Origin of the sequence: Pragia fontium DSM 5563 = ATCC 49100 (genome assembly GCF_900112475.1) — a bacterium.
In the GTDB taxonomy this organism is placed as follows: domain Bacteria; phylum Pseudomonadota; class Gammaproteobacteria; order Enterobacterales; family Enterobacteriaceae; genus Pragia; species Pragia fontium.
Genome location: NZ_FOLW01000013.1, coordinates 1 through 19,431, shown reverse-complemented (window position 1 = coordinate 19,431; position 19,431 = coordinate 1). Strand labels below are relative to the sequence as shown.

General features: G+C 46.5%; 14 protein-coding genes. 11 read left to right on the top strand and 3 right to left on the bottom strand.

Annotated features, from left to right (window positions below; genetic code table 11):
• The first annotated feature begins 758 nt into the window (after nt 1–758).
• The 5 genes from dnaA to chrA all read left to right on the top strand — a co-directional run bounded on the left by dnaA (nt 759) and on the right by chrA (nt 8,495).
• Complete coding sequence (dnaA, locus tag BMZ28_RS14995) at nt 759–2,147, top strand: chromosomal replication initiator protein DnaA (RefSeq protein WP_074824443.1); 1,389 nt, start codon at nt 759–761, stop codon at nt 2,145–2,147.
• 5 nt (nt 2,148–2,152) lie between these two features.
• Nucleotides 2,153–3,253, top strand: a complete 1,101-nt coding sequence (dnaN, locus tag BMZ28_RS14990) for a DNA polymerase III subunit beta (protein ID WP_047779476.1) — start codon at nt 2,153–2,155, stop codon at nt 3,251–3,253.
• A gap of 24 nt (nt 3,254–3,277) precedes the next feature.
• Complete coding sequence (recF, locus tag BMZ28_RS14985; RefSeq protein WP_047779477.1) at nt 3,278–4,363, top strand: DNA replication/repair protein RecF; 1,086 nt, start codon at nt 3,278–3,280, stop codon at nt 4,361–4,363.
• A 19-nt stretch (nt 4,364–4,382) separates the two neighbouring features.
• Nucleotides 4,383–6,803, top strand: coding sequence for a DNA topoisomerase (ATP-hydrolyzing) subunit B (gene gyrB / locus BMZ28_RS14980; RefSeq protein WP_074824440.1), 2,421 nt, complete (start codon nt 4,383–4,385; stop codon nt 6,801–6,803).
• Nucleotides 6,804–7,289: 486 nt separating this feature from the next.
• Nucleotides 7,290–8,495, top strand: a complete 1,206-nt coding sequence (chrA, locus tag BMZ28_RS14970; RefSeq protein ID WP_074824437.1) for a chromate efflux transporter — start codon at nt 7,290–7,292, stop codon at nt 8,493–8,495.
• Between the two features lie 255 nt (nt 8,496–8,750).
• Here the strand turns inward: chrA and BMZ28_RS14965 are convergent, their stop codons facing one another.
• A complete protein-coding gene (locus BMZ28_RS14965; protein WP_074824434.1) occupies nt 8,751–9,674 on the bottom strand; it encodes a LysR substrate-binding domain-containing protein in 924 nt (307 codons plus the stop codon).
• Nucleotides 9,675–10,115: 441 nt separating this feature from the next.
• Here BMZ28_RS14965 and BMZ28_RS14960 point away from each other — a divergent pair, with 441 nt between their 5' ends.
• The 3 genes from BMZ28_RS14960 to BMZ28_RS14950 all read left to right on the top strand — a co-directional run bounded on the left by BMZ28_RS14960 (nt 10,116) and on the right by BMZ28_RS14950 (nt 14,244).
• Entirely contained in the window at nt 10,116–11,279 is a 1,164-nt protein-coding gene (locus BMZ28_RS14960) for a M20 aminoacylase family protein (RefSeq protein WP_047779482.1), read from the top strand.
• 2 nt (nt 11,280–11,281) lie between these two features.
• Nucleotides 11,282–12,625 (top strand): anaerobic C4-dicarboxylate transporter family protein, encoded by a 1,344-nt coding sequence (locus BMZ28_RS14955; RefSeq protein ID WP_074824432.1) that lies wholly within the window; start codon nt 11,282–11,284, stop codon nt 12,623–12,625.
• A 71-nt stretch (nt 12,626–12,696) separates the two neighbouring features.
• Entirely contained in the window at nt 12,697–14,244 is a 1,548-nt protein-coding gene (locus tag BMZ28_RS14950; RefSeq protein ID WP_164720424.1) for an amidase, read from the top strand.
• A gap of 45 nt (nt 14,245–14,289) precedes the next feature.
• Here the strand turns inward: BMZ28_RS14950 and dsdC are convergent, their stop codons facing one another.
• Entirely contained in the window at nt 14,290–15,234 is a 945-nt protein-coding gene (gene dsdC, locus BMZ28_RS14945; protein ID WP_074824427.1) for a DNA-binding transcriptional regulator DsdC, read from the bottom strand.
• A gap of 228 nt (nt 15,235–15,462) precedes the next feature.
• Here dsdC and dsdX point away from each other — a divergent pair, with 228 nt between their 5' ends.
• Together dsdX and dsdA are read left to right on the top strand one after the other, a co-directional pair.
• Nucleotides 15,463–16,800: a D-serine transporter DsdX gene (gene dsdX / locus BMZ28_RS14940; RefSeq protein ID WP_047779485.1), complete on the top strand. Its 1,338-nt coding sequence runs from the start codon at nt 15,463–15,465 to the stop codon at nt 16,798–16,800.
• A gap of 81 nt (nt 16,801–16,881) precedes the next feature.
• Nucleotides 16,882–18,213, top strand: coding sequence for a D-serine ammonia-lyase (gene dsdA, locus BMZ28_RS14935; protein WP_074824425.1), 1,332 nt, complete (start codon nt 16,882–16,884; stop codon nt 18,211–18,213).
• 117 nt (nt 18,214–18,330) lie between these two features.
• Here the strand turns inward: dsdA and BMZ28_RS14930 are convergent, their stop codons facing one another.
• A complete protein-coding gene (locus BMZ28_RS14930; RefSeq protein WP_074824423.1) occupies nt 18,331–18,813 on the bottom strand; it encodes an anti-virulence regulator CigR family protein in 483 nt (160 codons plus the stop codon).
• A 422-nt stretch (nt 18,814–19,235) separates the two neighbouring features.
• Here BMZ28_RS14930 and BMZ28_RS14925 point away from each other — a divergent pair.
• Nucleotides 19,236–19,431, top strand: a 196-nt coding sequence (locus BMZ28_RS14925; RefSeq protein WP_139211646.1) for a helix-turn-helix domain-containing protein, incomplete at its 3' end; no start/stop codon positions are given.

The following is a 19,431-nucleotide window of genomic DNA, read 5'->3' as shown; positions in this document are numbered from 1 at the left end:
TCTGCTTAAAAACTCGTAGTTACCACTACAACCCTCAGTTTTCTCCTGTTTTTTTGATTATCAGGCAGACAAAATGCCGGATAACGCTAAAACCGGATGACTGAGGAGCGAGAAGCGCCACAAGTAGGGCTGAGGATTATACTTGCTCCTTGAAAAATCGCAAGGATCGTGAATAGATCCTTTTCATATATATGCATCATTATCCGAATGCTGCGGATCATCTCTCTCAGTTGGGGTGTGGATCAAATAAGGTGGGTCAAGATCGACGATCTATGGATGGGATCGAAACCGCGATTTGAGAGGAAAGATCAACCGATGAGGCTATCCTGATGAGATTATATTTATCCACAGTAAAAATAGTTACACACTGGTTTTCAACGACTTTTCAACAACGTATTGCAAAATAAGCATAAATTTTACAATATATTATCAATAGTTTTTGATCTAAGTAGCCACTTACCCTCTTTATTCAGGTAAACTCCGCCCTGCCTGTGGATAAAGTTAAGATCTTCTTCATGGAAAGGAAGATCTCTTTGGCGCTTTGCGCTATTATCTATGGGCGCGGATTGCGATCCCTTTGTTGGCGGATCGATTGCGGCAGGATGCTAATACCAGATGACTTTATTCATTATCGGTTTATACATTTCTGGCGCGAATTTCTATATATAAAGCCAAGTTGTACGTGGTAAGGGATAAGACTAAAACCATATCATTCCCTTTTACCTTTTTATTGATCTTTTGTCCGAGTGGAGTTCGCCGTGTCACTTTCTCTTTGGCAGCAGTGCCTTGCCCGATTGCAAGATGAGTTACCTGCCACAGAATTCAGTATGTGGATCCGTCCATTACAGGCGGAGTTGAGTGATGATACGCTCGCTCTTTACGCGCCTAATCGTTTCGTTCTTGATTGGGTTCGTGACAAATATTTAAATAATATCAATGCATTGCTCAATGATTTTTGTGGTGCAGAAGTCCCACAGCTGCGTTTTGAAGTCGGCACCAAGCCGCTAGCACAGATTAATCGCCCGGCTAAAGCCAGCGTTAGTGATAGCAGTCAGAGTAGAACCGGACGCCCGGCGGCGATTCGTCCTAGCTGGGAAAATACCTCAGCGCAGCCTGAGTTGTCTTACCGTTCTGGCGTTAACCCCAAGCATCAGTTTGATAACTTTGTTGAGGGTAAATCTAACCAGCTTGCCAGAGCAGCCGCTCGTCAGGTGGCCGATAACCCTGGTGGAGCCTATAACCCGCTGTTTTTATACGGTGGAACCGGTTTAGGTAAAACGCATTTATTACATGCGGTAGGTAACGGGATTATTGAACGTAAGCCCAATGCCAAAGTGGTGTATATGCATTCTGAACGCTTTGTTCAGGATATGGTTAAAGCGCTGCAAAACAATGCGATTGAAGAGTTTAAACGTTATTATCGCTCTGTCGACGCGTTGTTAATTGATGATATTCAATTCTTTGCCAATAAAGAGCGTTCACAGGAAGAATTCTTTCATACTTTCAATGCCTTACTGGAAGGGAATCAGCAAATTATTCTTACCTCTGACCGTTATCCGAAAGAGATTAACGGCGTTGAAGATCGTTTGAAGTCCCGTTTTGGTTGGGGGCTGACAGTGGCAATTGAACCACCTGAGTTAGAAACTCGGGTAGCGATATTGATGAAAAAAGCCGATGAAAATGATATTCGTCTGCCAGCAGAAGTGGCCTTTTTTATTGCTAAACGCCTGCGTTCCAACGTACGTGAGTTGGAAGGCGCATTAAATCGAGTGATCGCTAATGCCAATTTTACTGGCCGAGCGATTACCATTGATTTCGTACGGGAAGCCCTGCGCGATTTATTGGCGCTACAGGAAAAGCTGGTTACTATAGATAATATCCAGAAAACTGTGGCGGAATATTATAAAATTAAGATAGCTGACCTGTTATCTAAACGACGTTCTCGTTCCGTTGCCCGTCCGCGTCAGATGGCGATGGCGTTGGCAAAAGAGTTGACTAACCATAGTTTACCGGAAATTGGTGATGCGTTTGGTGGCCGAGATCATACCACCGTGCTTCATGCCTGTCGTAAAATTGAACAGTTACGAGAGGAAAGCCACGACATCAAAGAAGATTTCTCTAACTTAATCAGAACACTATCCTCATAAAGCTTATGAAATTTATCATTGACCGTGAACATTTAATTAAGCCGCTGCAGCAAGTTAGCAGCCCGCTGGGTGGTCGCCCTACACTGCCTATTCTCGGTAACCTTCTGATTCAAGTGACGGAAGGCTACTTACTGCTTACCGGTACCGATCTGGAAATGGAGATGGTCGCGCGCGTTACGTTGACCCAGCCCCATGAACCGGGCGCGATTACCGTACCGGCTCGTAAGTTTCTTGATATCTGCCGCGGTTTACCCGATGGCGCAGAGATTAGTATTACTCAGGAAAACGACCGTATTTTGGTACGTTCCGGCCGCAGCCGTTTTTCTCTTTCTACTTTGCCTGCTTCTGATTATCCGAATCTGGATGACTGGAAGAGTGAAGTTGAATTTACTCTGCCCCAGGCAACCTTAAAGCGACTGATTGAAGCCACCCAGTTCTCTATGGCTCATCAGGATGTGCGTTATTACCTGAACGGTATGATGTTTGAAACCGAAGGTGAAGAGTTACGTACTGTTGCAACGGATGGCCACCGCTTGGCGGTTTGCTCAATGTCCGTTGGTCAGAAACTGCCTCCGCATGACGTGATTGTGCCGCGTAAAGGGGTGCTGGAACTGGTTCGCTTGCTGGATAGCAGCAATGGCGATCTGCGTTTACAAATTGGTAGTAATAATATCCGCGCTCACGTTGGCGACTTTATTTTTACCTCTAAACTGGTTGATGGACGTTTCCCTGATTATCGCCGCGTATTGCCGAAAAATCCGGATAAAACGTTGGAAGCCAACTGTGATGAGCTTAAGCAAGCCTTTTCTCGTGCGGCTATTCTCTCTAATGAGAAGTTCCGCGGTGTGCGTCTATATCTGAACCAGAATCAGTTAAAGATTACGGCAAATAACCCGGAGCAGGAAGAAGCTGAAGAGATCCTCGACGTCATTTATGGCGGTACTGATTTGGAAATCGGCTTTAACGTTAGCTATGTGTTGGATGTGCTGAATACACTGAAGTGCGAAGATGTGCGTATGTTACTGACGGACTCTGTTTCCAGCGTACAGCTGGAAGATAGTGCTAACTCCAGTGCGGCTTATGTTGTTATGCCAATGCGTTTATAACAAGCGGAGCATCAGTATCACTGAATGGCTTTAACTCGTTTATTGATTAATGATTTCCGCAATATCGAAATGGCGGACCTTGCCCCGTCCGCCGGCTTCAACTTTTTTGTTGGCCCCAACGGTAGTGGTAAAACCAGCGTACTGGAAGCAGTTTATACGCTCGGTCATGGTCGCGCCTTTCGTAGTTTGCAAACCGGCCGTGTTGTTCGTCATGAGCAGCAAGAATTCGTATTACATGGTAGAATAGCCGGTAATGAACGGGAATTGTCGGTTGGATTACGTAAAAGTCGTCTTGGTGATACTAAAGTTCGTATCGACGGCGGTGATGACCATAAAGTCTCAGAGTTAGCCCAACTATTACCCATTCAGTTAATTACGCCGGAAGGGTTTACCCTGCTAAACGGTGGTCCGAAATATCGACGGGCGTTTTTAGATTGGGGCTGTTTTCATAGTGAACCCCATTTTTTTCATGGCTGGAGCAATCTTAAGCGGTTGCTGAAGCAGCGCAATGCGGCGCTGCGCCAAACTCATCGCTATTCACAAATTCGACCTTGGGATCAAGAGCTTATTCCATTGGCGATGCGTATTAGTGAGTGGCGTGCAGCCTATGCAGAAGCAATTGCACAGGATATTACCGCAACCTGTGCGGAATTTTTACCGGAGTTTAACCTGTCGTTCTCCTTCCAGCGCGGTTGGGATAAAGAGAGTGACTATGGTGAGCTTCTTGAGCGGCAGTTTGAACGCGATCGGGCACTGACTTATACATCTCAGGGCCCGCATAAGGCAGATTTTCGTATTCGTGCGGATGGAACGCCGGTCGAGGATTTGCTATCGCGTGGTCAGCTCAAATTATTGATGTGTGCACTGCGTTTAGCCCAGGGCGAGTTTCTAACCCGCCAGAGCGGACGTCGTTGCCTCTATCTTATCGATGATTTTGCTTCCGAGCTTGATGTTCATCGCCGCAGACTGTTAGCGGATCGTTTAAAAGCTACCGGCGCTCAGGTTTTTGTCAGCGCCGTTAGTGCTGAACAGATCGCTGATATGGTGGACAAAAATGGCAAGATGTTCTCTGTAGAACATGGCAAAATAGAGCATCAACCACAGGATTAATAGTGAGCGAGAAACGCTAATGTCGAATACATATGATTCCTCAAGTATCAAGGTTTTAAAAGGTCTGGATGCGGTACGTAAGCGCCCGGGCATGTATATCGGTGACACCGACGATGGCACCGGTCTGCACCACATGGTATTCGAGGTGGTCGATAACGCAATCGATGAGGCGCTGGCTGGCCACTGTAAAGATATCATTGTGACTATTCACAACGATAACTCAGTTTCAGTGCAGGATGATGGTCGTGGTATCCCTACCGGTATTCACGAAGAAGAAGGGGTATCCGCAGCAGAAGTTATCATGACGGTGTTACACGCCGGTGGTAAGTTCGATGATAACTCGTATAAAGTATCCGGCGGCCTGCACGGTGTAGGTGTGTCGGTGGTAAACGCCCTGTCAGACAAACTTGAGCTGATTATCGATCGCGATGGCAAAAATCATAAACAAATCTATCGCAATGGCGTACCTGAAGCTCCGCTAAAAATCATGGGTGATACCGAGAGAACCGGTACCCGCATTCGTTTTTGGCCAAGTCCAGATACCTTTACCTCTAATCTGGAGTTCCAGTATGAGATTCTGGCGAAACGCTTGCGCGAACTGTCATTCCTGAACTCTGGCGTATCGATCAAATTAAGTGATGAACGCGATGGCAAGAATGACCATTTCCATTATGAAGGTGGTATTAAAGCCTTTGTTGAGTATCTGAATCGCAATAAGACCCCGATTCATCCATCGGTGTTTTACTTCACGCATCAAAGCGAAAAAGATGGCATTAACGTAGAGATTTCTTTGCAGTGGAACGATGGTTTCCAGGAGAACATCTACTGCTTTACCAACAATATTCCACAGCGTGATGGCGGTACTCACTTAGCCGGTTTCCGTGCGGCGATGACCCGTACGCTGAACACCTATATGGAAAAAGAGGGTTACAGTAAAAAAGCCAAAGTCAGTGCTACCGGTGACGATGCCCGTGAAGGCCTGATTGCGGTGGTTTCGGTTAAAGTACCGGACCCTAAATTCTCTTCTCAGACTAAAGACAAGCTGGTTTCTTCAGAAGTGAAATCTGCCGTTGAATCTATCATGGCGGAAAAACTGTCTGAATACCTGTTAGAAAACCCAACCGATGCCAAAATCGTAGTGGGTAAAATTATTGATGCCGCCCGCGCTCGTGAAGCGGCGCGTAAAGCACGTGAAATGACCCGTCGTAAGGGTGCATTGGATCTAGGTGGCCTACCGGGCAAACTGGCTGACTGCCAAGAACGCGATCCGGCACTGTCTGAACTCTACTTAGTGGAAGGGGACTCGGCGGGTGGTTCTGCTAAACAGGGCCGTAACCGCAAGAATCAGGCAATCCTGCCGTTGAAGGGTAAAATCCTTAACGTTGAGAAAGCGCGTTTCGACAAGATGCTTTCTTCTCAAGAAGTAGCGACGCTGATTACCGCTCTGGGCTGTGGTATTGGCCGTGATGAGTACAATCCGGATAAATTGCGCTATCACAGCATTATCATCATGACCGATGCCGACGTCGATGGTTCACACATCCGTACTCTGCTGCTGACCTTCTTCTATCGTCAAATGCCAGAAGTGATTGAGCGTGGCTATATCTATATTGCTCAGCCACCGCTGTATAAAGTGAAAAAAGGGAAGCAGGAACAGTACATCAAAGATGATGAAGCGATGGATCAGTATCAGATTACTACCGCGCTGGACGGTGCTGCTCTGCACGTTAACCCACATGCGCCAGCCCTTGCCGGTGAGCCATTGGAGCGTTTAGTTGCCGAGTATTACAGCGTTCAGAAGATGCTTAGTCGTATGGAGCGTCGTACGCCGCTGGCATTGCTTAATCAACTGGTTTATCAACCAACTCTGTTGGAAGAGACGCTGGCCGATCAGACTAAGACTCAGGCATGGGTTGATTCATTAGTGAATACCCTGAATGAGAAAGAGCAGCACGGCAGTACCTATATCGCTCTGGTGCAGGAAAATACGGAACGCAGTATTTTTGAGCCAACCATTCGTATTCGTACTCACGGTGTTGATACCGATTACTGCCTGAATATCGATTTTGTTCTGGGCGGCGAATACCGCAAGATTTGCCATCTGGGTGAACAACTGCGCGGCCTGGTTGAAGAGGGTGCCTTTATTGAACGTGGAGAGCGTAATCAACCGATCTCCACCTTTGAACAAGCTATCGATTGGTTGGTGAAAGAATCCCGCCGTGGCTTATCTATCCAGCGCTATAAAGGTCTGGGAGAAATGAACCCAGAACAGTTATGGGAAACGACCATGGATCCTGAAGGCCGCCGTATGCTACAGGTAACGATTAAAGACGCCATTGCCGCAGACCAACTGTTCACCACCCTGATGGGCGATGAAGTTGAACCTCGTCGTGCCTTTATCGAAGAGAATGCGCTGAAGGTTGCGAATCTGGACGTGTAGTTTTGTGATCCCATCGACAATGAGATAAAAGGAGCCAATTGGCTCCTTTTGTTTGTTCTTCAATTATTCGTTCCTGAACTTCATTTAACTTGAACAGATGTTTGATGGCTATTCTCAGAGTTCCGGCGAACAACTTGATATAAAATCCAAGTAATTATCGAGTCTAAAGTGATACCAAGCCCAAACATAATGGCTATTCTCTCTAGCGAAGGTATAAAAACTCCACTTTGATAAAGAACAAACGCTGAACCATAAAAAAGCGTATTCACTATCAGTGATTGGTAAAGCATTAAATCAGTTCGACCTATACCATAAAAATAGCTATCAATAACATTATTCAACGCGAAGACAACGTAAAAGCCAACCATTAGCCAGATTAATTTGAGGATTGAGTGCGCATCGCGAGGTATTGTCTAAGCTTAATAATAGTTGAATATTGCTTATTATGTGATGGATCGATCCGTCGCAAATCATGAAGGCAAAAGTATGACCAATTCCCCTATCAATGACAGTAGACCATGGTCGGTATTTCTTGTTTTTTTGCGGCTTGGATTGACTTCTTTTGGTGGGCCCATTGCACATTTGGGCTACTTCCACGCTGAATTCGTTATACGGCGGCGCTGGCTTTCTGAGCGGAGTTATGCGGACTTAGTGGCGTTTTGCCAATTCCTGCCGGGGCCAGCCAGTAGCCAGGTCGGTATAGCTTTAGGACTGTCTCGGGCGGGATATTGCGGGGCGCTGGCTGCTTGGGCGGGTTTCACGCTGCCGTCTGCGATAGCCTTGATCCTTTTTGCGCTCGGTCTTTCCAGCTATGGTGATTACGTCTCGCAGGGCGCATTGCATGGCTTAAAAGTGGTGGCGGTTGCCGTGGTTGCTCAAGCGGTATGGGGTATGGCCCGCAACCTATGCACGGATGGGAAGCGAGTCACCATTATGGCAATTGCTACCTGTGTCGTTTTACTGGTGCCTTCCGCATGGGGGCAGATCGGCGTGATTGTGATGGCAGGCATTGCAGGCTGGTTATTGTTCAAACCCGCGCAAATTATTGAGCATGACCCATTACCTATTACGGTCAGTCTCCGGGCTGGCGTATTTTGGCTCTCGCTGTTCTTTATTTTGCTGATTGGCCTGCCAGTGTTAACTAAACTCATACCCAGTCAAACTATAGCGATGGTGGATTCCTTCTATCGTGCTGGATCGCTGGTATTTGGCGGTGGTCATGTTGTGCTGCCACTACTGCAGGCCGAGGTAGTCCGTTCTGGCTGGGTCAGTAATGAAGCTTTTCTCGCGGGATACGGCGCTGCTCAAGCGGTACCCGGTCCTTTGTTCACGTTCTCCGCATTTCTTGGTGCCTCCATGAATACGGCCTTATCGGGCTGGGTCAACGGCATTGTATGTCTGTTGGCTATCTTTACTCCCTCATTTTTACTGGTTGTTGGGGCACTGCCATTTTGGGAACGTTTACGTTGCAACCTAGGCATCCAAGCCGCTCTGGCCGGAATCAATGCTGCTGTAGTCGGTCTATTGATGGCTGCTCTCTATTACCCCGTATGGACTAGCGCCATCTTTCAACCGCAAGACTTTGGCTTGGCGTTAGTTGCTCTTGTCGCGCTGATGTTCTGGAAGCTCCCACCGTGGCTGGTTGTTATTAGTAGCGGAGTCGTTGGGTGGTTGTTGAGTTTCGCGCTATGAGCTATGAAAAATCGACGATTAACGCAAATCTATGTCGGTATCAGCGTTGAAAATCGAACATCATGATGCCAACGAATATTATTCGTCTCTCAATATGATAGGCCATCTATTTAAATGGTAGAGATGAACAGACTTGGGAGCGGAGTTATTGTTGAATTTATAACTCACCCAGTTGATATGGCCTACCACTAACTTGATTTCGGCCATTTTTTTTGAGCCCTCCTTCAGCACTTAAGCGCCAATGGCGCGAAGAACTCAACCTATAAGAGGCACAGCCTTAAGGGATGATGAACCACATTCCAGCCTAAAGAAATGGATCAACTTCTGTGCCAGAGGCAAAAGAGGGCTGTTTTTTCTGCTAAGAATATAATAGGTGGCGGCAGGAAGGCGAAGGTCAATATTGAGTGGCGTAATGGACAACCCACTTTGAGCGCATTGGTTTAGGTCATACGAAAGAATACTTAAACAATCGGTTTTTTTCAGTAATTCAACGGCGCCCGAGACATGATTAATATAGAAGGGAACTTCTGGATTCAGTCCATTCTTGGTGAGAATATCCAGAATTTTATGATGATATCCTGAACGCGTGATGGGCAGAACCCAGTGCTGATCTTTTAATTGATTAAGAGAGGTGGCGCCAGAAAGGGGATGCTCCTGCCGGGCAAAAATGGCGTAGTTAAGGGTCAGTAGTTCTTCAAAATCAAATTCGCCGTTGTGCATATCTGGATTGGCAGTATTGATGCAAAAATCCAGTTCTCCATTTCTCAAGCTATTCAGTAATGCATCAACCTGTTCTTCATAAATATACAGTTTTGCTTCGGGGTAGGTTTGTCTAAATCTGGCTGCTACTTCAGGAAGAATGCTGAGGGCGATGCTTCCCCCCATACCGATACTGACTGAACCATTAAATTTTTGTAATTGTTGTCGTATGCCATCCTGAGCCAACTCCAGTTCTTTTAGAATCAATTTGGCATGATTGAGGAAATACTCGCCATACACCGTCAGTCTGATACCGCTTGAGCTGCGTTCAATCAGCGACACGCCCATTTGGTCTTCAAGATCTTTAATATTGCGGGTAAGTGCCGGTTGAGAGATGCCCATCGAACGGCTGGCGGCACGAATACTGCCTCTTTCAGCGACTTCTTTAAATGCTTTAAGATGATTCATTTTTACCGACATCAGATACTTTCCTTTTAGATATTATTATTTAATACCTTTTATAATTATTGGAAATACAGTTAAATATCTTCAGAATGAAAAAAGCTCAGATCTGTTGACTACAATACCTTAAATAAATAAACGAATGACGCAACATAATAATATTATTAACTTATTCGTGATTTATATCACACAATGATTCTTTTAAAATAAGCTAACTGTGATTCCCCTCACGGCTGATATATCGACGTTATTTAATCATTTCATTTTAAATCATGCTGTTACTGTGATTTTTGTCTGCTTTTTTCTTTTTTTGCCGATACGGAATAGTTATATCCAAAAAGAAAAAAACATCTTATAGGAAAGAGATAATAAAAATAACATTGCGTTTTATTCCAATGATAAAAATAACGAATGGTCAATATTGGAAATAACCTTTTTATTTTAAATAAGGAAAATAATATGTATCAGGAATTAGACGATTGGTTCGACGATTTAAAAAAAATTCGCCACGATCTACATGCTCATCCGGAAATCGGTTTTGATACCGTTCGCACCAGCGATATTGTTGCCCGCTATTTAACCGAATGGGGCTATGACGTTCATCGCGGTATCGGTAAGACCGGGGTTGTCGGTCAACTTAAATGTGGGTCAGGCACTAAAACCATTGGTCTGCGCGCTGATATGGATGCGCTTCCTATGCAGGAGGTAACGGGGCTGTCTTATGCCAGTACGATCCCAGGAAGCAGCCATTCTTGTGGACATGACGGTAACACCACCATGCTATTGGCTGGTGCTCGCCTATTGGCCAAGCGTAAAAACTTTAATGGGACGCTCAATGTTATTTTTCAGCCGGCTGAAGAAGGACAAGGGGGTAGCGTCGCCATGATTAAGGATCGTCTGTTTGAGCGTTTTCCCTGTGATTATGTTTTTGCGTTGCACAGTATGCCGAATGCAGAAAATAATAAGCTGTTTTACGTACAGCCGGGTGCGGTCCTGTCTTCTTCCGATCGTATTACCATCACAATTAAAGGCTGTGGTGGCCATGGCGCAGAACCCCAGAACACGGTGGATCCGGTGTTAGTCGGCTCAGCAGTTGTTCAGGCACTCCAGAGTATTGTATCGCGCAATACGGCACCCAAAGAGCGGGCGGTGGTCACCGTGGCATCGTTCCTTGCCGGTCGTGAAGGCTCCTATAACATTATTCCTGAAACTGCCCGGCTTTTGCTGAGCGTTCGCTCTATGGATAACGTTGTCAGAACGATGATTCTGCAAAATATTCAACGGATAGCCACCGACGTGTGTCGCGCCTTTGGGGCGGAAGCTGAAGTGGAGCATCACGCCGTTGCCCCTGCCGTGATCAATGATGCATTTGCTGCCAATCTGGCGCGCGAAGCAGCCATCAGCGTTTTTTCTGAAGAAGACTGCCCAGCTTCTTTCCAACCATATATGAACAGTGAGGATTTCGCTTACATGCTGGAAGCGTGTCCGGGCGCCTACGCCATGCTGAATAACGGCAAAACGCCAAACTGCCATCAACCGGACTATGACTTTAATGATGATCTGATTTTACGTGGCGGTGCCTATTGGACAGCCCTGACGGAACGCTATCTTGAGGATAAATAGATATGCTGATGTTAATACTGGAAGTCCTGGTGATGGCCGTATTGGTGATTTATGGCCTGCGGATCGGTGGGGCCCTTGGGGTAGGAATATTATCCATATTGGGCCTGTTTATCATGATTTTTGTGTTTCAGGTGCCAATAGGTAAAGCACCGGTTGTGCCGGTCATGATTATTTTAGCCATTGGTATTGCGGGGGGGTTATTGGAGGCCAGTGGCGGTCTGGATTATTTGGTGCACTATGCAGGTAAGCTGATCGAGAAGAAACCGTCGGCCATTACGTTTGTTTCACCGCTGATTATTTTTGGTTTCGTGTTTGGTATCGGAACGGCCAATATCACGCTGTCTTTAGAGCCAATTATTGCGCGTACCGCCTTACGTGCAGGAATTCGTCCTGAACGTCCGCTGGTGGCCTGTGTTACTACAGCCAATATGGCGTTGGTTTGTTCTCCTGCCGCTTCATCGGCCATTGTGGCATTTGGCTTTTTGAACGGTTACGGCGGCTATACATTTGGTCAGTATCTGATGATTGTTCTACCGGCGGCGCTGATTTCAACGCTGGCCTTAAGCATTTTTATGTCTTTTCGCGGTAAGCCACTTGATAAGGATCCGGTATATCAGCAACGTCTGGCGGAAGGAAAGATTGATGATGATATGCTGCATGATAAATTTGCTGATTCTGAGGTGCCGGTGTTTACCCGCCAGCAAAAGTTGTCGGTACTGGCTTTTCTGGCCAGCGTGGCATTGATCTTGCTGTTGGGTACCAATGAGTCGCTGCTACATAAGCTCACTACGCCGGATGTGGTGAATGGCAAAGAAGTCTTTATGCCAGCAACATCAACCGTGCAGATTTTCATGTTCTTGGCTGCCGCAGCCATTATTTTTATCACTAAAAAGTCCCCGGCGGTTATCTATAAAACGCAAATCTTTACTGCCGCCGTCAGCGCCGCCATTGCCGTGCTTGGGCCCGGCTGGCTGGGGGCAACGATTTTCCAGTCTCCGGATAATGCGCTGGTGCTACAAGAGAGTGTTGGTAGTCTGATTGCCGTTGCGCCTTGGTTTATCGTGATTATTTGTGGCGTGGTGGCGACCTTTGTGATGTCTCAGACCGCCATCATATCCATTATTTATCCATTGGCGCTTGGCTTGGGGGTTCCTCCTGGTTTTATGGCCGCCATGATTCAGGCAGTCAACGTCAATTATTTTATTCCTGCTCAGCCGACGCTGCTGTTTGCCGAGGAAATTGATCCGACAGGCTCCACGCAGAAATACCGATTTTGGTTACCGGGCGTATTCTCGCTGCTGGTTTCCATTACGGTGGGCATGGCGATGTGGAAGTTGGTGCTGTGATATCGGCCAGTCGGTGTTTTTACTGACTGGCAGTCCTCATCTTTTGATTGAGTATAGGAATGGATAAGATTATGGATAAGCCCTCGTTAACGATAATTGGCGCCTTGGCTATGGGTTGTTTTTCAACCGGTGTGGCGGCATTTACCTGGTCTGAAGCAACTATTGAAGATTTACATCAGGCTCTGAATCAACAAGAAATAACCTGTGAAGACGTGGTGAAAGGGTATCTCAAACGTATCGATGCCTTTGATAAAACCGGCCCTGATATTAATAGCATCATTACGGTTAATCCGAAGGCGCTTTCTCTGGCCAGAGAGCGGGATAAACAGCAGGATAAGCATCAAGCATTATTCTGTGTTCCTGTGGTGGTAAAGGACAATATCAATACCAAAGATATGCCGACTTCGCTGGGCTCTTCAGCGTTAAAAGAGAGTCGCCCGCCAACGAATGCCGTAGTAGTTGATAACTTGATCAACGAAGGGGCGATTATTCTGGCTAAAGCCAATCTGGATGAGTTTGCTATTGCGATGTTAGGCCTCTCTTCTGCGGGGGGACAGACGCGAAATCCCTATATTCTGACCAACGGCCCCGGTGGTTCTTCTGGTGGCACTGGCTCAGCGGTATCTGCCAGCTTGGCGATGGTCGGATTGGGCACCGACACCGGTGGTTCTATTCGAATCCCTGCTGCGGTGGCTGGGCTGACCGGCATCCGCCCCAGCCGTGCATTGGCCGATTTACGTGGCGTAGCCCCGCTTTCCATCACTCAAGATACCGTTGGACCCATGTGCAGAAAAGTCGCTGACTGTGCGCGTATTCTGCAATTTACCGAGGCGTGGTCCACGCCTGAGCGTAAGCAGCAAATTAGGGATGCGCTGGCTCGAGATGGTCTGAAAGGCGCGAGAATTGCTTTAATTGCTGGAATGTTCCCTGAGAAAATCGATACCAATCAGCCGTATCATGATGTTATTGATAATGCCCTGAAAGCGATGCGTAGCGCCGGTGCAACCATTGATATTGTGGTGTTACCTGAGCAGGAGGAAATTCTCTCGGGGTTTAAAAGTCTGGCTGGCTATGAAATAAAAGAAGGATTAAACCATTATTTAACGGAATGGCCTTCTGATAAGGATGCTCATATAAGAAGCTACGAGCAGATATTTTCCAGTAAAGGCTATGCTCCAACAACGGAAGAATGGTTGACGCTGTACAATAAGCTGGGGAATAAACGGTATGACGATCCGGTATATAGAAAAAATATTCAGGGGCGACAGGGGTTTATTCGAGCACAGTTGAACCGAGTAATGAATGGCAACGTTCGTTATGATGCGGTGCTTTATCCAACGATTACTGAACTGAATGTTCCCATTGGTCAAAACACCGAAGGACGTAAAAATGTCAGTCTGAGTTCATTTTCTGGCTTGCCTGCCGTTTCATTTATCGCCGGTATGACAGCAGGCGACAATCCTCAGCCTGTGGCATTGGAGTTTTTGGGAAGAGAGTTTTCTGAGCCTGAGTTAATCAGCCTAGTATCAGGTTATGAACTTCATCATCCGGTTCGAGTTGCGCCAAAGAGTACGCCAGAATTGAAAACGTTTGAGATCATGGAAAATAAAGCGCCTTAACCGTGAGCGTTGGGATGTCAGGAGTCATTAAGCGCAGCTGTTTAATTACTCCTGCTTTTCCGCCATGGACTCCAGCCATTGAATAAAGGCATTAATTTTCGGATCCTGCCGTTCCGGTAGGGTTGAAATATAATAGCGTTGCGCGCACTGCACTTCCATTTCAGGAAACGGCATCACCAGTTCATTATTGTTTAACCGCTTATTGACCAGCTTTTTACGCCCCATGGCTACCCCAGCATGGTTGATGGCGGCAATGATGGCTAAATCAGAGCGATCGAATCCCATATTGTGTTGGCCGGCATCCAGAGAGATATCGAAATGCTTGGCCCATGAACTCCACTCATCGGTGTCTGAATCATTACTCCAGGCCTGTCGGTCGTGCAGCAGTGTGCACTGTTTCAGGTGGGTAATATTCCCCATTAGCTGATATTTTTCGGCATATTCCGGGCTGCATACCGGCACCATCGACTCATCCATCAAATGCTGACAGGCCAGTTTGTTGGAGGTCTTATCATCAAAGTAGATTGCCAGATCGATACCGTAGCCGCGAAAATTAACGTTCTCGTTACCGGTCAGAATGTTCAGATTGATCGAGGGATATTGCCGGATGAAGTCTGCCAGTTTGGGAACCAGCCAGCATTGGGCTATCGAAGGGCGGGAATAAACGGTCAGGCTACCGGAAAGTTCCTGATTCTTGATTTCCAGAATTTCCTGATTCAGATACTCAAGGGACGATTTTAACGCCCAGTAAACCCGCTGTCCTTCATCGGTTAATTCAATTTTGCGATGAAAACGCTGGAATAGTTTAAACCCTAGTTCTTCTTCCAGATGGTTAATCCGGTGACTGACCGCACTGGGGCTGAGAGAAAGTTCATCGGCGGCGAGTGCAAAAGAGCAATGGCGAGCGGCTGCCTCAAAAGTGTGAAGTTTTGAGAGTTGATAACCGTTTAGCCGTCGATTGCCAACGATATAGTGGTTTTCAGTATACATAGGTCCCACTCAATAATGTGCGTTTGCCTAGTATATCTGCATAAGCAGGACGATAGGCCTTTAGCATGAATTAATGTGATTCAAATTGCAGTATAAGGTGATTTTTTGACGCATATCACCATTTTGATTCAATCTAGCTCATGCCAAGGCGTGTTTTTATCGTTTGTCAGGCATCACCCTTTCTTATTCAATAGTCGCAGGGTTTACGCTTATAAAAAGAGGTCGGATATGGACTCACAACTCTGGATAATTGGTACGTTATTAACAAGTATTATATTGATTGTTTTCACTATTGTGAAAATGAAGATTCATCCGTTTTTGGCACTGTTACTGGCGAGTTTCTACGTTGGTGCTCTGATGGGCATGAACCCGTTGGATATGGTAAATGCCATTGAAGGCGGCATTGGCGGTACCCTTGGTTTTCTGGCGGCGGTGATTGGTTTAGGCACCATTCTGGGTAAGATGATGGAGATATCCGGAGCCGCTGAGCGTATTGGCATCACTTTGCAAAAGTGTCGCTGGCTCTCCCCTGACGTCATTATGGTACTGGTTGGGCTAGTGTGCGGGATTACCTTGTTTGTTGAAGTTGGTGTGGTCTTATTGATTCCACTGGCTTTCTCCATCGCCAAAAAAACCAATACCTCGCTATTAAAGTTGGCGATTCCTTTGTGTACCGCATTAATGGCGGTTCACTGCATTGTGCCTCCACATCCGGCTGCGTTGTACGTCACCAATAAACTGGGTGCCGATATTGGTTCGGTGATTGTTTACGGTCTGATTGTCGGTTTGTTTGCTTCCCTGATTGGTGGGCCACTATTCCTTAAACTGCTGGGTAATCGTCTGCCGTTTAAAGCGGTACCGGCAGAATTTTCCGATATTGAAGTGCGCAAAGAGGAAGATCTACCGTCTCTGGGCGCCACGCTGTTTACCGTTTTATTGCCTATCGTTTTGATGCTGGTTAAAACGGCGGCGGAACTCAATATGACGAAGGGTACGGCGCTGTATACCGTGCTGGAGTTTATTGGTAATCCGATTACCGCCATGCTTATTGCGGCCTTTGTGGCTTATTACGTACTGGGCATTAAGCGTAATATGGGCATGAGTACCTTACTGGTGAAAACAGAAGAGTGCTTTGGTTCTATTGCTAACATTTTGCTGATTATCGGTGCGGGCGGCGCATTTAACGGGATTTTAAAAGGCAGCGGTTTAAGTGATGGGTTGGCTATTATTTTGTCCAACCTGGATATGCATCCGATTCTACTGGCTTGGTTAGTTGCCATTATTCTTCATGCGGCAGTGGGATCGGCCACCGTAGCGATGATGGGCGCTACCGCCATCGTTTCACCTTTACTCCCTATGTATCCGGAGATCAGCCCTGAGATTATTACCTTAGCCATTGGTTCAGGCGCGATTGGCTGCACCATTGTCACGGACTCCCTGTTCTGGCTGGTGAAACAATATTGTGGTGCAACGTTAAGCGAGACGTTTAAGTATTACACCACGGCAACGTTTATCGCCTCGCTTATCGCATTGGCGGGTACTTTCCTTCTTTCTTACATTGTTTAGCGGAATGGTTTAGCCGTATTGCTTCGCTATGTTTTTAAACGCCGGGTTTAACGGCGTGGTTTAACCGAAAAGAGACATATTATGAAAAACACAGAAATTCAGACACTAATGACCGATTTTCCACTGGTTAAAAAGCTGATTGATTTAGAGGAAGTGACCTGGTTTAACCCTAAAGCCACGACGTTAAAAGAGGGACTTCCCTATGTCGGTTTGAACCATGATAACGTTAAGGATGCTGAACAGCGTTTAGAACGGTTTGCTCCTTACCTGTGTCAGGCATTCCCGGAAACTCAGGCAACCAACGGTATTATTGAGTCTGACGTGGTAGCTATTCCGGCAATGCAAACAACGCTGGAGCAACGTTATGGCGTCGATATCGCCGGTAAAATTCTGCTGAAAAAAGACAGCCATCTGCCTATCTCCGGTTCGATTAAAGCCCGGGGCGGAATTTATGAAGTGTTAACCCACGCGGAAAAGCTGGCGCTGGAGGCGGGTTTACTGCAAGAGAGTGATGATTACAGCAAACTCTTTTCTGATGAGTTCAGACAGTTTTTTAGCCAGTACAGTATTGCGGTAGGTTCAACCGGTAATCTGGGCATGTCTATCGGTATTATGAGCGCTAAATTAGGCTTTAGCGTGAGTGTGCATATGTCTGCCGATGCCCGAGAGTGGAAAAAGCAGAAGCTGCGTTCCCACGGCGTGAATGTCGTGGAATATGAACAAGATTATGGCGTCGCCGTAGCGCAAGGTCGTAAAGAAGCGGAGTCAGATCCGAACTGCTTCTTTATCGATGATGAAAACTCTCAGACACTGTTCCTCGGTTATTCCGTCGCCGGTAGTCGATTGAAGAAGCAGTTTGAGCAAATGAATATTGTGGTGGATGAACAACATCCTCTGTTTGTCTATTTACCTTGCGGCGTTGGTGGAGGCCCAGGGGGTGTGGCATTTGGTCTGAAGCTGGCATTTGGCGATCACGTTCATTGCCTTTTTGCTGAACCAACCCACTCGCCATGTATGCTGCTAGGCGTACATACCGGCCTGCACGATAATATCGCGGTACAGGATCTCGGTATTGATAACGTCACGGCTGCGGATGGACTGGCGGTTGGTCGGGCATCTGGTTTTGTTGGTCGGGCGATGGAACGTCTGTTGGATGGTTACTACACCATCAGCGATCAAGAAATGTACGATCTGCTAGGGTTGCTGAACCGTGATGAAGCTATTCAGTTGGAACCTTCTGCGCTGGCCGGTATGGCTGGGCCGTCAAGGGTGGAGCAAGATGCCGAGTATTTGGCAGATAAGCAACTGACGGCAGAAAAAATGAAAAATGCGACCCATTTGGTTTGGGCGACCGGTGGTGGCATGGTGCCAGCCGAAGAGATGGCTAAATATTTGGCGACCGCTAAGATTTAAGCATTAGTCTGGATAGTAGAAAGGGCAGTGCCATGTTATGGCGCTGCCCTTTATCGTTATATAAATCATAAAAAGGATCGGCGGAAATTTTTATGATTAGATATTTTATATCTGACGTTAGTTAAAGACCCCTTGAAGAATGGTATTAACAATAAGCGTAGTGACGGCCACAAGCACCAAATCGTCACCCACGACATACCATTCATAGCCAGGATAATGAGGTAATTCGTTTAGCATATTGGTTGGCACCATTTTTTTAGCAATGCCAGGAGGTAAGGGCTTACCTCTTGCTAAATTTTTAGCGATACCGGGAGGAAGCGATGAATACCCGGTAAAACCGTAACGTACCGCCAATTCTCTGGCTTGATCAAAGGTCGCTGCGGTATTGCCTGGCCCTTTATTAGTGTGAGCGTTTCCTTTGGCTTTGTTGTTCTCTTTATGCTGACTTTTGCCATGTTGTTTTTGGCCATGGTTTTGCTGATGAGCTTTCCCATTCCCATTCCCATTGCCGTTTCCATGAGGATCTGCGATGGCAGGCATTGATGCTAATGCAAATGGGATTAGTGCAGTCAACACAAAGGCTGTTAGTTTTCGGCTCATTTCTGACATTCTCACTTATGTAGTGTGCAATGTAATAAGTTTAGGACGGTATGTAGAATGATCAACTTTGGGTGTTTTGCCGGGCGAGCAAGGTGTTCAGATTCGTTATGTCAGTGTCAGTAAACGGTTTAGATCAGAAAGGAAGAAAGTAGGTAAGTGACGAATAAAAAGTGGGTAATGAGGTTGATGTTGGTTAAGCTGAATAACGGCGAAAGTTTCGTCCACTATCAGTACAGAGAATAAATTAACGTTGGTGCACGTGGCCGAGCAAAGGGCGTTAGAGCGAACGCTGTATGGACTGGGGACATAGGTAACAGGTGTTCAGGGACATAGGTAACACTTTTTAGAACGTAATCGCTGGTGCTTTTACGTTTTGTTGTTCCATTATCGGCATATCACTATTCCATACTAAGGAGAGTTATATGCCGTGGAATGAGGTTACCATCATGTCTTTAAAAGAAGAGTTTGTTACTCTGGCCACTTTACCCGGGGCGAATATCTCTGAGTTGGCACGGCGATTCTCTATTAGTCGGAAGACGGCTTATAAATGGCTCTCTCGTTACCAGCAACAAGGTCTCCCGGGATTAGCTGAACGTTCACGTAAGCCCTTGTCTTCAC